Origin of the sequence: Bacillus sp. T2.9-1, assembly GCF_950097965.1 — a bacterium.
Classification (GTDB): Bacteria; Bacillota; Bacilli; order Bacillales; family Cytobacillaceae; genus Niallia; species Niallia hominis.
This window is the reverse complement of the sequence record NZ_CATNHG010000152.1, coordinates 53,867-69,069: the sequence shown is the minus strand read 5'-3', so window position 1 is coordinate 69,069 and position 15,203 is coordinate 53,867. Positions and strand designations below refer to the sequence as shown.

Annotated in this window: 11 protein-coding genes; 8 read left to right on the top strand and 3 right to left on the bottom strand. The window is 34.7% G+C overall.

The annotated features are described in order from the left end of the window. Positions 1 to 50 precede the first annotated feature (50 nt). From QQZ16_RS22685 to QQZ16_RS22675, 3 genes are all read left to right on the top strand, one after another. On the top strand, positions 51 to 2,696 hold the full coding sequence (locus QQZ16_RS22685) for a valine--tRNA ligase (protein ID WP_284561823.1): 2,646 nt from the start codon (positions 51 to 53) through the stop codon (positions 2,694 to 2,696). A 150-nt stretch (positions 2,697 to 2,846) separates the two neighbouring features. Further along, entirely contained in the window at positions 2,847 to 4,148 is a 1,302-nt protein-coding gene (locus QQZ16_RS22680) for a bifunctional folylpolyglutamate synthase/dihydrofolate synthase (protein WP_284561822.1), read from the top strand. A 183-nt stretch (positions 4,149 to 4,331) separates the two neighbouring features. Beyond that, positions 4,332 to 6,047 carry a sensor domain-containing diguanylate cyclase gene (locus QQZ16_RS22675; RefSeq protein ID WP_284561821.1) on the top strand — a complete coding sequence of 572 codons (1,716 nt, stop codon included), beginning with the start codon at positions 4,332 to 4,334 and terminating at the stop codon, positions 6,045 to 6,047. Positions 6,048 to 6,145: 98 nt separating this feature from the next. Here QQZ16_RS22675 and QQZ16_RS22670 read toward each other — a convergent pair whose 3' ends face one another. The 3 genes from QQZ16_RS22670 to QQZ16_RS22660 are packed head-to-tail and all read right to left on the bottom strand — an operon-like array spanning position 6,146 to position 8,792. Further along, entirely contained in the window at positions 6,146 to 7,834 is a 1,689-nt protein-coding gene (locus tag QQZ16_RS22670) for a hypothetical protein (RefSeq protein WP_284561820.1), read from the bottom strand. An 18-nt stretch (positions 7,835 to 7,852) separates the two neighbouring features. Next, complete coding sequence (locus QQZ16_RS22665) at positions 7,853 to 8,308, bottom strand: PilW family protein (RefSeq protein WP_251627432.1); 456 nt, start codon at positions 8,306 to 8,308, stop codon at positions 7,853 to 7,855. A gap of 13 nt (positions 8,309 to 8,321) precedes the next feature. Beyond that, complete coding sequence (locus QQZ16_RS22660) at positions 8,322 to 8,792, bottom strand: type IV pilus modification PilV family protein (RefSeq protein WP_251627434.1); 471 nt, start codon at positions 8,790 to 8,792, stop codon at positions 8,322 to 8,324. Positions 8,793 to 8,997: 205 nt separating this feature from the next. Here QQZ16_RS22660 and QQZ16_RS22655 point away from each other — a divergent pair, with 205 nt between their 5' ends. The 5 genes from QQZ16_RS22655 to QQZ16_RS22635 all read left to right on the top strand — a co-directional run bounded on the left by QQZ16_RS22655 (position 8,998) and on the right by QQZ16_RS22635 (position 15,160). Continuing rightward, on the top strand, positions 8,998 to 9,768 hold the full coding sequence (locus tag QQZ16_RS22655; RefSeq protein ID WP_284561819.1) for a hypothetical protein: 771 nt from the start codon (positions 8,998 to 9,000) through the stop codon (positions 9,766 to 9,768). A gap of 73 nt (positions 9,769 to 9,841) precedes the next feature. Beyond that, positions 9,842 to 11,173 carry a VanW family protein gene (locus QQZ16_RS22650; protein ID WP_284561818.1) on the top strand — a complete coding sequence of 444 codons (1,332 nt, stop codon included), beginning with the start codon at positions 9,842 to 9,844 and terminating at the stop codon, positions 11,171 to 11,173. 69 nt (positions 11,174 to 11,242) lie between these two features. Continuing rightward, entirely contained in the window at positions 11,243 to 12,898 is a 1,656-nt protein-coding gene (locus QQZ16_RS22645; RefSeq protein ID WP_284561817.1) for a GspE/PulE family protein, read from the top strand. A gap of 11 nt (positions 12,899 to 12,909) precedes the next feature. Next, on the top strand, positions 12,910 to 13,962 hold the full coding sequence (locus QQZ16_RS22640) for a type IV pilus twitching motility protein PilT (RefSeq protein WP_284561816.1): 1,053 nt from the start codon (positions 12,910 to 12,912) through the stop codon (positions 13,960 to 13,962). Next, positions 13,949 to 15,160, top strand: coding sequence for a type II secretion system F family protein (locus QQZ16_RS22635; RefSeq protein WP_284561815.1), 1,212 nt, complete (start codon positions 13,949 to 13,951; stop codon positions 15,158 to 15,160). Before QQZ16_RS22640 ends, QQZ16_RS22635 begins: the two co-directional genes overlap by 14 nt. The last annotated feature ends 43 nt before the right edge of the window (positions 15,161 to 15,203 follow it).

Here is a 15,203-nt window from a genome sequence, read left to right as displayed (position 1 = left end):
TTTTATTTGCTTTAAAAAGGACAAAGGAACAAGATTAGGAGGAAATTAGGATGGAAATGAAAGAAATCTCCATGCCGACAAAGTATGATCCAGCAAGTATTGAAAAGGGTCGCTATGATTGGTGGTTAGAAGGCAAGTTTTTTGAGGCAAAGCCAGATGAAGGGAAAAATCCTTATACAATCGTAATCCCGCCTCCAAATGTAACAGGTAAATTGCATTTAGGGCATGCATGGGATACAACATTACAAGATATTTTAACAAGAATGAAAAGAATGCAAGGCTATGATGTATTATGGTTACCTGGTATGGACCATGCAGGTATTGCAACACAAGCAAAGGTAGAAGAAAAGCTTCGTGCCCAAAAGATTAGCAGATATGATCTTGGCCGTGAAAAATTTGTAGAAGAAACATGGAAATGGAAAGAGGAATATGCAAGCCATATTCGTGCACAATGGTCTAAATTAGGATTAGGCTTAGATTATTCTAGAGAAAGATTTACGCTTGATGAAGGTCTTTCAAAAGCAGTTCGCGAGGTGTTTGTTTCTTTATACAAGAAAGGGCTTATCTACCGCGGCGAATATATTATTAACTGGGACCCAGCTACCAAAACAGCTCTTTCTGATATTGAAGTAATTTACAAGGATGTACAAGGTGCATTCTATCATATGAAATATCCTTTAGCAGATGGAACTGGTTATATTGAAGTAGCAACAACTCGCCCAGAAACGATGCTAGGCGATTCAGGTGTTGCTGTCCATCCGAAAGATGAAAGATACCAACATCTAATTGGCAAGAAAGTAATTTTGCCAATAGTAGGTAGAGAGATTCCGATTGTTGCAGATGATTATGTGGAAATGGATTTCGGTTCAGGTGCTGTTAAAATGACTCCTGCCCATGACCCAAATGATTTCGAAGTTGGTAATCGTCATAATCTAGAAAGAATTCTTGTAATGCATGAAGACGGCACAATGAATGAGCGTGCAGGAAAATATGAGGGAATGGATCGTTTCGAATGTCGTAAACAAATCGTAAAAGATTTACAGGAAATGGGCGTACTATTCAAAATTGAAGAGCATATGCATTCAGTTGGACACTCAGAGCGAAGCGGTGCTGTAGTAGAGCCATATCTATCTACTCAATGGTTTGTTAAAATGCAGCCATTGGCTGATGAAGCAATTGCATTACAAGGTAAAGAAGAAGAAAAAGTAAACTTTGTGCCAAATCGTTTTGAAAACACTTATATGCGCTGGATGGAAAATATTCGCGATTGGTGTATTTCTCGTCAGCTTTGGTGGGGGCATCGTATTCCTGCTTGGTATCATAAAGAAACAGGAGAAATCTATGTAAACCATGAAGCGCCGGCAGATATTGAAAATTGGACGCAGGATACAGATGTATTAGATACATGGTTCAGTTCAGCGTTATGGCCATTCTCTACATTAAATTGGCCAAATACAGAGGCAGAGGACTATAAGCGTTATTATCCTACTGCTGCATTAGTAACTGGATATGACATTATTTCCTTCTGGGTATCTCGTATGATTTTCCAAGGGATAGAATTTACTGGAGAGAGACCATTTAAAGATGTACTGATCCATGGACTTGTTCGTGATGAGCAAGGACGCAAGATGAGTAAATCTTTAGGAAATGGTGTAGATCCAATGGATGTTATTGCTAAGTACGGTGCAGACTCCTTACGCTATTTCTTATCAACAGGAAGCTCACCAGGTCAAGATTTGCGCTTCAGCATTGAAAAGGTTGAATCAACTTGGAACTTTGCAAATAAAATTTGGAATGCTTCCCGCTTTGCATTAATGAATATGGATGGTTTAGCTAATGATGAAATTGATTTATCAGGCGAAAAATCAGTGGCAGATAAGTGGATCTTAACGAGATTAAATGAAACAATTGAAACAGTAACACGTCTATCTGATCGCTATGAGTTTGGAGAAGTAGGAAGAGTTCTTTATAACTTTATCTGGGATGATTTCTGTGACTGGTATATTGAGATGGCGAAGCTTCCATTATATGGTGAAGATGAAGCGGCTAAATTGACAACTCGCTCGATTTTAGCGTATGTTCTTGATAATACAATGCGCTTATTACATCCATTTATGCCATTCATCACAGAAGAAATCTGGCAAAACCTTCCGCATGATGGCGAATCGATTACTATTGCGAAATGGCCAGAGGTAAATCCTGCGTTTACAGATGAGAAGGCTGCTAATGATATGAAATTGCTTGTGGAGATTATCCGTTCTGTTCGTAATAGCCGTGCGGAAGTTAATACACCAATGAGCAAGAAAATCAGTATTTTATTAAAAGCTAAAGATGAAGAGGTAGAAGCTACGCTCCTTGAAAATAAATCTTTTATTGAGCGTTTCTGTAATCCAGAAACATTAAGTATCGATACAGATATTGCTGTTCCGGATAAAGCGATGACAGCTGTAGTAACAGGTGTTGAAATCATTCTTCCTTTAGAAGGTTTAATTAATATGGAAGAAGAAATAGCTCGATTAAATAAAGAGCTAGAGAAATGGAATAAAGAAGTAGAACGTGTTCAAAAGAAATTAAGCAATGAAGGCTTCGTGAAAAAAGCGCCAGAAAAGGTGATTAACGAAGAAAGAGCAAAAGAGAAAGACTATTTAGAAAAGCGTGCAGCAGTAGAAGCACGTATAAATGAATTAAAAGGTTAATTTCATAGTTGAAAGAAGGGTGTCTCCACTATCCAAACCTTTGAGGCACCCTTCTTCTATGGATGAAGCAGTTACTTTTTAAGATGATACTAGATAAAGGTAAGTATAGATGTACCATAACAATCATTATTCATAAAAGAGGGTGTAGCAATGTTTCATAGTTATGAAGAAGCATTAAATTGGATTCATTCTCGTTTGCGTTTTGGAATAAAGCCTGGGTTAACTAGAATGGAAATGATGATGGAAAAGCTAAATCATCCAGAAAAACAGATAAAAACAGTTCATATAGGTGGAACAAATGGAAAAGGGTCTACCGTTACTTATTTAAGAAATATTCTTCAACAAGCAGGATTAACAGTTGGAACCTTTACATCTCCTTACATAGAACAATTCAATGAGAGAATCAGTGTGAATGGAAAACCAATTAGCGACGAAGAAATTCTCACATTAGCTAATAAATTGCATCCGATTGTGGAAGAAATGGACAAAATGGAAATTGGCGGTCCAACCGAATTTGAAATCATTACTGCAATGTCTTTCTACTATTTTGCTTATATGCATAAAATGGATATCGTTATATATGAGGTGGGATTAGGAGGTCGATTTGATTCAACCAATATCATCTCCCCACTACTTTCTATCATTACAAGTATCGGCTTAGACCATACAGCAATATTAGGGGACACTTATGATCAAATTGCATTTGAGAAAGCTGGAATTATAAAAAAGGGAACCCCTATTATTGCGGCTGTTAAACAAAAAGAGGCGCAAGCTGTCATTGTAAAACAGGCTAACAAGATGGAAGCACCAATTTACTTATTGGATAAAGATTTTACGATAGCTGGCTATCATTCGAAGTCTACAACGGAATCTTTTAACTTAATGTCTCCATTTTTTAAATGGGAGGATTTGCAAATAACAATGTTTGGGAAGCATCAAATAGAAAATGCATCATTGGCAGTAATAGGTGCCGAGCTTTTACGTGACCAATTTGTTTCAATTAATGATGAAAGTGTTAGAAAGGGCTTAATGCTGTCTCAATGGCCAGGGAGATTTGAGATTATTTCAGAAGAACCCCTAGTTGTATTAGATGGTGCACATAATGAAGAAGGAATCGAGGCATTAGTGGATGTATTAGTAAATCGCTATAAAGGGAAGAAGAAAAAAATTATTTTTGCAGCACTCTCTGATAAAAAAACAGATAAAATGATAACTAAACTTGATCAAGTTGCTTCAACGATTACCTTTGTAACATTTGACTTTCCAAGAGCTGCCGATTGTCGCACATTATATAAAGAAAGTAACCATCCATTCAGGTACCAAAACACTGACTGGAAAAAAGCAATTCTTGAACATATGGAAAACATTGAAAAGGATGAGATGCTCCTTATAACTGGGTCCTTGTATTTTATTTCAGAAGTTAAGACATTTTGGAAAAATTTCAAAAAATAACTATATCAAAAAAAATATCTAGATTATTAGGAAAGAAAAGGGTAGTATATATTTATCAGGTTTGAAATGTGGGAATTTTAAGAATATGGTAAAATATTCTCTATTTAACGATATATTATAACAAAATGAATACCTATTATACTTGCAATACGAATATATTGGTTCAAAAGAAGGGGGAAGAGAATGGTAAAACCAAGCTATAAAAAAATAATATGGGCAGTTTGGATATTCCTTCTCCCTTTTGGTCTATGGTTCTCTCATAATATCTATCCTCCGCAAATTCGGGGGAATGAATGGGAGATTCTTGCATTTCTAATATTTATGACAGTTGTGGCGAGTATGCCAATGATCATAAATGGTACGCCGGTATTTTTCTTACAGTGGGCGACATTGTCTGTTTTTCTAATATTCGGATTATTTTTTGAAATTATCCTCGTTCAAATTGCGTTAATAGCAGTATTATATCAAGCGAAGTTGGATAAAAAGACACTTTTTCGTTTGCCTATGAATTCAATCATGTTTTTTCTTGTCTCTTTTTTTAGTGGCATTATCTACTATAGTTTTGGAGGAAAACACGGATTCGATTTAGCTTTCAATTTCCATTTATTTGTTTTGATAAGTTTGTATCTTGTTTCCTATTTGTTGCTTAATACGTTGGGAATCTTTTTGATAGACCGTTTTATCTATAAAAGAAAAGATCGTTTCATTAAAAAGGATTTAATATGGGAAATATTTACAACGATTATTACCTATCCAGTAGGTATTGCGTTATATATTATGTATCAATATGTTGGGCTTGCTGCATTACTTCTAATAGGTGTGCCTTTTATAAGCCTATCGCTCATTTTAAAGCTGTATCATTCAAGTCAAACTGCCAATGACTATTTAAGAAAAACAGCAGAAATTGGACATCAACTTTCTCAAAACTTGTATGTGAATGAAACCGTTGAGTTTTTTATTGAAAAGCTATATGAGTTATTTAAAGTTGATTTTGTGTTTATTCATCAAGTAAATGCTAATAATCAATTAGAAATGATTTCGCGTGTGGAGCAACAGGAAAAGCTACCAATTTTTTCTGAAGTGATGCATGAAAACGAAGGCATATGTGGTCGAGTGTTAGCCTCCCAAAAATCAAGTGTATTTCATTCTAAGCAAGATTGGCAGAATGTAAATAAGGGCTATATGCCTGAAGGAATTCAAAGTGTATTATGCATGCCGCTCATTAAAAATAAAAATGTGATTGGTGTATTATTATTGGGAAGTAAAAAAAAGAAGGCATTTGCCAATATAAAATTAATGGTATTGGATCTTTTATGTACCCAATTTGCCATTGCGCTAGAAAATGCAAAGTACTTTGAGCAAACAAAGGAAAATAGTGAGAAATGTGCTTTAACCAAGCTGTATAATTACCGCTATTTCGAAAAGCTATTAAGTGACCAGTTCAAGGAGCTTAATGAGGAGAAATTGGACAATCTTGCGCTGATTATGCTAGATATTGATCATTTTAAATCGATAAATGATCAATATGGTCATCAGGCAGGAAATGAAATTTTAAAAGCTTTTGCTAAAAGAATTCAAAAGCTTATTGGTGACCACGGAATTGTTGCTAGATACGGAGGAGAAGAGTTTGTGATTCTTCTGACCAATATTGCAAAAAAAGAAGCGCTTGATCTAGCTGAGTTTATCCGCAAGATGATTGCATCTAGACCCTTTGTTATTCAACAAAATATAGACGATTGTCAAAAAATAAAAAATGTAAATATCACAGCTTCATTAGGGTTAGCATATGCTCCAGAAGATGCTGATGAGTCGTTGGCATTGATTCGACATGCAGATAGAGCATTATATGTGGGAGCAAAAAGAGCAGGGCGTAACCGTGTTGGCAGTTATGTGAAATGACTGGAATAAAAAAGAAACAGGGAGTATGGATGAAACCCATCCACTCTTCCTGTTTTCTTTACATTTACAGTTATTATAATCGGGAAGATACTTTGAAATTAATAATTATAATCGACATTAATTTCACTATTCTCTACTCGTAAATCATTAGTGATCGCTGGTATATAAACAGTTTCTGGTGTATTGCTTCCTCCATCATTTTCATCCCCATCGCTAAATCCACTATTACAATTCGTTGCAAAATTATTGGGATTTGTATCAATTTTACTTCTATTGTTGTTATTTGTATCTGAAGATATTGCCGAAGCATACACTTTGCCATTTCCATTTAGATTAAAGTTTCTAGGGATACTTATAGTGCCTCTTACGCATATTTTTGAATCATTACCCATATTTATATCGTTAATTGTTCCATCACCACCAATATAAATAGCTGTTTTTGAGGGGTTATTTATAACCGAAATGGTAGCATTCCCTAAAATACTAATTATACTATTATCTCCAGGGTTATTAATATGATTGATAGTTGCTTTTCCTTTTATTGAAAGAACTGTATTACTAAAGGAACTATTTATATTATCGATCTCTGCCGTGCCGCCAATTGAAATAATGCTATCAGATGTATTATTCCAATTTTTGCTTTCAAAATCACCTTTTACTTCTAATTTGGTTTTTGTGAAGCTATTTCCATTTCTAAACGTAGCTTTCCCACCAACATAAATAGAGGAGTCAATTGTACTAATGTTTTCGAAAGTTCCATCCTTTGCTACTTCAATAATTGAATTATTTAAGGAACTGTTTAAATTGTTAAATTTCGCCTCTCCACCTACATGAATTTTAATTGAAGAAATCCCATTTAAATTTCCAGTAACATTCAAATTATTAGTTGTATAAATGGTGGAATTAGAAAACTGATTAACGTTAGAAGAAATAGTTAATGACCCACTTGTTTTTAAAATTGTACTTATTATATCTGTATTTTTTGTAATCGTTGTATCTTCATTATATTGACAGTTGTTATTGAATTGATAGTTATTTGGAATAGGACTCACGCAAGCTGTCAATACTCCAGGGTCTGGAATATCGTTCCCAGTCAAACCTGTCTTTACAGTGGCTTGGTCATCTGATGTGTCAGTGCTGCCCTCATTAGTACCATCTCCTGTTTCTGTACTAGCTTCTGCTTCCAATACAATGGGATCAAGTTTTATTGGAATGGTAAAGACCGATGATAATGTGATTTCTTTATCTCCATCGATTCCTTTACTATCAAATGTATAGGTAATCCCATCCTGATTACTAGTTTGCTTTATATTTGAAATAATAAAAGAGCTCCCCGCCGAACTATCAACAGAAACAGCTACGTTTTGAAAAAAGGTGCGATTTATTGTTTCTAGTTCCGTTTTTATTTTCTCCATATATTGATTGGAAGCAATTGCAGTTAATTTATTAAAATAAGCGGATTTATTGATTTCTGCTTCTGTAGCTTCCTTATTATTAGCTGTAATTTTTCCGAATGTGTCACTTATTTGTTTTGAAATCGATTGATTGATACTATCCTTAAAAGCACTATTTGCTTTTACTTCGCTACTTTTATTGTATAAGGCTGTTTTATAATAGGTGATTCCCATCTCGGCAATGGAAACAGCTTGTGCATTATCTTCTGTTATCGTAATCTGTTTAGAATTAGTAATCGATACACCAACAATAGAGATATAAAGAATACTAAAGACGGATATAAGGACAAGAATCAATATAAGTGTATTTCCTTTTTCGTTAAAATAACGCAATGACAAATTCCCTCCTTTCTATTTTAATCGTGATAATGTTGCGGTTGTTTGATAGGTTTGGTTTTCCTTATCTTTGCTCGTAATTTTAATCGTTAGGATGACATCCTCTTTGAGAGGATTAACAGTAAATGAATTAGGAATATAGGTATTATTTGTTCCATTTCTACTCATCAGCTCATATCGAAATTTTTTATTCTGAAAGGTAATCTTTTGCTTCCCATCCACCGTAATATACGAAGCATTTGGATTTTGATCAAATGTAATAGAATACGAATCAGAAGTCTGATGTATTTTTGTCATACTTGAAACCATATAGTTCGCTTCTTGCTGTAATAAGGTTTTATCATTGACTACTTTCGAGAAGTGAATTCCTTGAAAAAAGAACTGATAGATAAGGACTAGCACAATCGAACCGAGTGCAATAGAAATTAGCAATTCAATTAAAGTAAGTCCTCTTTCGTTTTGAATCGACATCTTTTTTCTCCCTTTATTTTTTCGTAATATATCCGTATATATTGCTGTTTAATTTATCTTGTTCATCAAAAACGTCAATCCGTATTTTATAAAGCGTATTTGCTCCCTTTAATGTTTCCTCCCGGTAAAATAGATAAAGATGAATAAAATAGTTATTTTCTTTAAAGATTAATTCTATAACATCTGAATTGCGATTTATATTTGTTAATAAATCTAAATCGCTTGTATTTATGGATGCAGATGGATTATCTGTTAGATTAATCAATTGTTTATGTAAAGTACTTTCACTATTTTGAGCTTGGACTAACCAACTCTTTGCTAGTGTAACACTTGTTAACTTCTCATCTGTCTTCTGATTAAAGGAAGATACTTGAGGAAAAAAAGTGAGAAAGGACGTAATGAGAATACTTAATAAAACAATCGAAACTAAAATTTCTATTAATGAAATGCCTTTATCATTTTGTATGAAACGCTTAAATGGCATGCTTTTGCCTCCACTCCTAGATGGAAATTTAAAATAGAAAGTATAAGAAAAATATTATGTGAAACTTTTGACCTATTCTTTTAAAATAATTGATTCTATTATACAATACATAGGATAAGAAAAAACGAAAAATTGTAGGACTAAATGCATTGGAAAATAGATAAGCTCTAGTTTGTTCTTACTATTTAGAATAGTGGTGATTAAAATGCAAGTATTATTAATCTCTATCGTTTGTTTACTAATTATTACAATAATTTTTGTTGTTTTTCCTTCTAGTATGACAATCAAGGGAAGATTTGTAGTGGTTGTGGTTGCTTTTGTGCTATCAAATATCGGCTTGGCTGTGCAATATTTATATGAGAATTATATGATTAGTTTAGGTAGTCTGTTGCTTTTAGTTTTGATGCTACCTTTATTAATGCAAAAAAGCGCTCGTTTTTTCTTTAAAGAAGAAATACATAGTGAATACATTACAACGTATACGGCAAAAGACATGAATAAGCAGAATATAGAATTAGAAGAAGAACTGTTAATTATGGATAAAGGGAAGCCTGCATTAAAAAAAGAGGGAAAAATAACATCTAACACAATAGTGGAAGAAGTAGAACAAGCCGAACGAAAACCTATTAAGGAAGTAGAATTTCCGCCCATTAAAGTGGACAACAACTCTAGTGTAATGGTTTCTTCAGAGGAAACAGAGAATGTAAAAAAGCAAGAAGAGGAAAAGGATTGGGTCTATGCTACATTAAATACTACCGAGGCTCATCCAAAAGAGGATTATTGGAAAAATGATAATGTAATGGTCAGGGAAAACTCGATTGAAGCTTTTTTAGAAGAATTAAATGCTAATAAAGATAATGATAAAGAGGAAGAACAACTAGAGGAAATAGAAGAAAAGCCAAACAGACGATATTTAGAGAGGTTAGAAAAAATTAGAATTTTAGACAACAGTAATTTACCAAAAGATAAGGATTAAAAACTGATCTGAAAATTTAAGTGCAAACAAAAGGAGTCTCTAAAGCCGTTTTTTTAGAAAGGTAGAATACAGAATGGATAAAAAAACTTTCACTTTATTTATTAGGCTTTTTATAGCAACATTTTTCCTTTTTGGAGGCACCAGTTTAGGTGTTTACGCCTTTCAGAAGGCAGATAAAGAAGAGCTTTACCCCATTAATACAAGTGTAGCTGGGATAAGCATTGGAGGATTAACAGAATTAGAGGCAAAAAATATGCTTGAAAATCATCTTATTGGTTGGAAAGCCAATGCTAAATATGAGTTTCAATATAAAGAAAAAACGGTTCAGATAAGTAATGATATATTTGCCTTTGATGTAGAACAAACACTAAAGAATATAACGGAAAACAGTGCAAATGATTTTGTTGTAAATGTAAGGGAAGAAGTTTTACAAACGGAATTGGAACAGTATAATTCGTTTTCCATGGAAGATATCGATATTGATCTTTTCAAATCAGCATTATTAGAAGCCGCATCCATTCTTCAAGTAGATAAGAAATTAGCTGTAGAAGAATACTTTGCTTCCTATGTTTCCGGAAAAGATTTGTTAAATACCGTCGAAATGACAGTGCCTGATCAAATAGAAGAATTGGAATCCGTTATTCCATCTATTAAAGAAATCACTATATTACCAAAAACAACTTTTTCTTTATTAGGATTATTAGAGGATGTAAATCAGAAAGGTGCAAAGGATGAAACGGTAAGTATACTGGCAACAGGTATTTATCAATTAGTTCTTCAAACCAATTTTGACATAAGAGAGCGTACAATAAGCAAGGAGCTTCCTGATTATGTAGATGTTGGTTATGAAGCGAAAGCAAGCTTTCGTAGTCAACTAGATTTACGCTTTACTAATCCAAATGAACATGCTTATATTATCGCTCTTAAGGTAGAGGAGAATCAATTAATCCTTCAATTAAAAGGGCAGGAATTTCCGAATCGTTATGAGATTGTTATAGAGGAGAAGGAAGAATATGAACCAAAAACAATTGTCCAATTTGATTCTTTGCTTGAGGGAGATCAGGTAAAGGTTAAACAGGAAGGGAAAAATGGTATCTCTGTTGTTGTCATCAAAGAAGTACTGGATAAAAACGGAGATCAGGTAAAAAGAGAATCAATCGCTACGGACTATTATCCACCTGTTTATAGGGAAGAAGTTCGAGGATTGCCAAATAACAAGGACATAGAGCAAACAGATAGTAAGGAAGATGGCGAAGAGGCACCAATAGAGGAAGATTTAAATGATCATGCAATAGAAGATTCCACAATGGACGAAGAGAATAATCCAAATCAAGAAATCGATCAGGAAAAGGAAGATGATGATCTAAACGATTCGATAGAGGATGACCAAATTATTGAAAAATAGCCAAGTAACATCCATTAAGGAAAATGTCGTTTTTCATACATAATACCAAATAGGTAAAGGAAGATGATAATGAAGAATACTCGTAAACGACTAGGGGATTTATTAATAGAGGCTAATCTGATAACACAAGAGCAATTAGACGAGACATTGGCTAGAAAAAGTTCTAATCAAAAGCTTGGAGATGCGTTACTTAAAGAGGGATTAATCACGGAACAGCAGCTTATAGAAGTGCTGGAATTTCAGCTTGGAATTCCTCATATTAGTTTATATCGGTATCCTTTTGAGCAAAATCTTTTTTCACTCGTACCAAAGGAAACAGCCAAAAGAAATATTCTTATTCCTTTAAAAATTGAGGGAGATAAACTTTTTGTTGCGATGGCGGATCCTATGGATTATTTTGCCATTGACGACCTTCGCCTAACGACTGGATTTCAAATTGAGCCGGCAATAGCAACAAGAGATGATATTATTCGGGCCATTAATAAATACTATGATGTGGATGATGAGTTTAAAGAATTGCTTTTTCCTGTGGAACAAGAGGAAGAAGTTGATTTAGATGTTGTTCAAGATTCTCCCATTATTAGGCTAGTCAATCAGCTAATAACAAATGCTATTCATGCAAAAGCAAGTGATATTCATATTGATCCCCATGAAACAAAGGTAACGATTCGTTATCGGATTGATGGAGTTCTTCGCACAGAAAGAATTTTGCCAAAGCATATGCAAAGTGTTTTGATTGCCCGGATAAAAATATTGGCTAATCTGGATATTACCGAATATCGTCTACCACAGGACGGCAGAATTAAGTTTAATCTGGAATTGCACCCAGTAGATTTGCGCATTTCCTCCATCCCGACTGTATATGGGGAAAAAATTGTAATGCGGATACTTGACTTAGGGAGTGCTTTAAATGACATTACAAAGCTTGGATTTCATCCCTACAATCTCCAATTATTTAATAAAATGCTTAAGAAGCCGAATGGGATTGTGTTGATAACAGGTCCAACAGAATCAGGTAAATCATCCACTTTATATGCAGCATTAAATCAGTTGAATAATGAGGAAGTCAATATTTTAACCATTGAAGATCCAGTAGAATTTCAATTGGAAGGGATTAATCAAATTCAAGTAAATGTAAATACAGGCATGGACTTTGCAGTTGGTTTGCGTTCTATTTTAAGGCAGGATCCAAATATTATCATGGTCGGAGAAATTCGTGATAAGGATACAGTAGAAGTGGCCATTCGCGCTTCCTTAACTGGTCATTTAGTGCTCAGTACTCTTCATACGAATGATTCTATAGGAACGATTACCCGCTTAATTGATATGGGAGTAGAGCCATTCTTAGTAGCATCTTCTTTAAATGGAATCGTTGCACAGCGATTAGTAAGAAAAGTATGTCGAGATTGCAAAAGAGAAGAAGCGGCTACCAAAAGAGAAATAGAGATTTTTGCAAGAAGAGGTATGTCTATCGAGCATATTGTTCGCGGAAAAGGCTGTTCTTCTTGTAATATGACAGGTTATCGCGGCCGAATCGCGATTCATGAGGTTCTAGTTATGAATGAAGAGATAAGAAAATTGATCATGAACGGTGAATCTTTTCTAAAGGTAAGAGAGCAAGCAGAAAAGGATAAAACCGTGTTTTTAATTGATGATGGGTTATTAAAAGTGAAACAAGGGATTACAACAACGGAAGAAGTACTAAGAGTCGTTCTTCCTGAATAGAGGGGAATATCTTGAAAGAGAAATTAGATGAGATTTTGAAGACTGCTTATGAAAATCGAGCTTCTGATGTTCATTTAACGGTAGGGATACCGCCTGTTATCCGCATAAATGGAGAATTGAAAAGGATTGGTGAAAAAAGCTTGGTGAAAGCTGAAACAGAAGGAATGGCAAAGGAAATTACTCCTGAAACGTTATGGGAAACTTTTTTAGAAAAAGGGGAATTAGATTTCTCCTATGAAATAAAGGGTCTTTCTCGCTTCAGAGTCAATATCTTTAAACAGCGTGGACAAGTATCCATTGCCTTGAGAATTGTGCCAACAGCCATTCCGACGATTGAACAGCTTGGTATGCCAGCTATACTACGTAAAATAGCGGAAAAACAACAAGGTCTTGTACTTGTAACAGGTCCTACTGGTAGCGGAAAATCGACCACTTTAGCAGCAATGATTCGGTATTTAAATGAGACATCCCATAAGCATATTATTACTCTTGAAGATCCAATTGAATATTATCATTCACATGGAATGTCGATTATTGACCAACGAGAGGTTGGCTTTGATACAAATAATTTTGCAAATGGGCTGCGTGCAGCATTAAGGCAAGATCCAGATGTAATCTTAGTAGGGGAAATGCGAGATTTAGAAACGATTCAAACTGCAATTACTGCTGCGGAAACGGGTCATCTCGTATTGGGAACATTACACACCTCTGGAGCACCAGCAACAATAAATCGAATAATTGATGTGTTTCCACCAGAACAACAGCAACAAATTAGAATTCAATTAGCTTCTGTGTTAGTTTCGGTTGTGTCTCAGCGCCTTTTCCCGACAGCCAATAAAAGAGGCAGAGTTGTTGCTTTGGAGATTCTCCTAAACAATTCAGCAGTGGCTAATTTGATTCGTAATGAGAAGATACATCAAATCATGAATATTATGCAAACATCCAAATCACAAGGAATGGTAACATTAGAAAATAGCATTAAAGAGCTTGTTCAATTTGGGCATATTCATCAAGATTTAGCTGCGCAATATTTACAGGAGTTGTCAATTAATGGCTCGATTTAAGTATACCGGGAGAACGATACAAGGAAAACGAGAGGGAAGCATTAATGCATCATCAAAGCGTGAGGCATTATTTTCACTAAGGGAACAAGGTATTCGAGTTACAGAAATAATGGAAGTCAAAGAATCATTCTTTACAAAGGATATTGTCATTGGCAATCCTGTGAAATTGCAGGATATGGTCATTTATTTACGACAGTTTGCAACGCTTTTGTCTGCAGGAATTTCCATTATCGATTCCACAAGAATACTTGCAGAGCAAACCTCAAGTAAAGTACTACGAAAGGTTTTAAAAGCAGTGGAAGAGGATTTAAGGGAAGGAAATCCTCTGTCTAATGCTGCAGAAAAGCACAGGAGAGTATTTTCGCCAATGTTCATCAATATGGTTCGAGCTGGAGAAGCGAGTGGTAATATGGATGAAACACTTGAACGATTAGCTATCCATTACGAAAGACAGCATTTTACAAAACAAAAGATTATTTCTGCACTTGCTTATCCGGCAGCTGTTGGATTACTTTCTATTTTTGTTGTCGTCTTTTTGTTAATTTATGTTGTGCCAATTTTTGTTGGAATGTTTGCTAGTTTAGGCGGAAAATTGCCGTTCATTACCCAATTTGTGCTAGATGCAAGTGCTTTTGTCCAATCTTACTGGTGGTTAATTGCATTTGTGGTCATACTAATTACGATTGTGTTTATACTGCTTCGAAATAATGAAACGTCTAAATATTATTTGGATTATGCGGTATTAAGGATGCCGGTTATTGGGAAGCTACTACAGAAGGCAGAACTAGCAAAAATGACACGTACACTAAGCTCGTTATTTTCTAGTTCTGTTCCAATATTGCAAGCATTAACCATTGTTGAATCAGTAGTAGAAAATAAAGTAATTGCAGAAGTGGTGAATAAATCCCATGCTGCATTGGAAAATGGTCAGTCGCTGATTGAGCCTATGAAAAAGCACTGGGCCTTTCCCCCTCTTATTACCCAAATGATTGCCATTGGGGAGGAGACAGGCTCCTTAGACCTCATGCTTGGGAAAGTTGCTGACTTTTATGAAAAAGAAGTGGAAGTTAGTACAGATCGGCTAAAAGCCATTTTGGAACCTTTATTAATTGTTCTTTTAGCTGGCCTTGTTGGGGTTATCGTTTCCGCGCTGATGATACCAATGTTTGAAATTTTTAACCAAGTGGATAATTACTAAGAAAAATATGTAATATTCCAAAAAAATAATTCTTCCTTTTAAA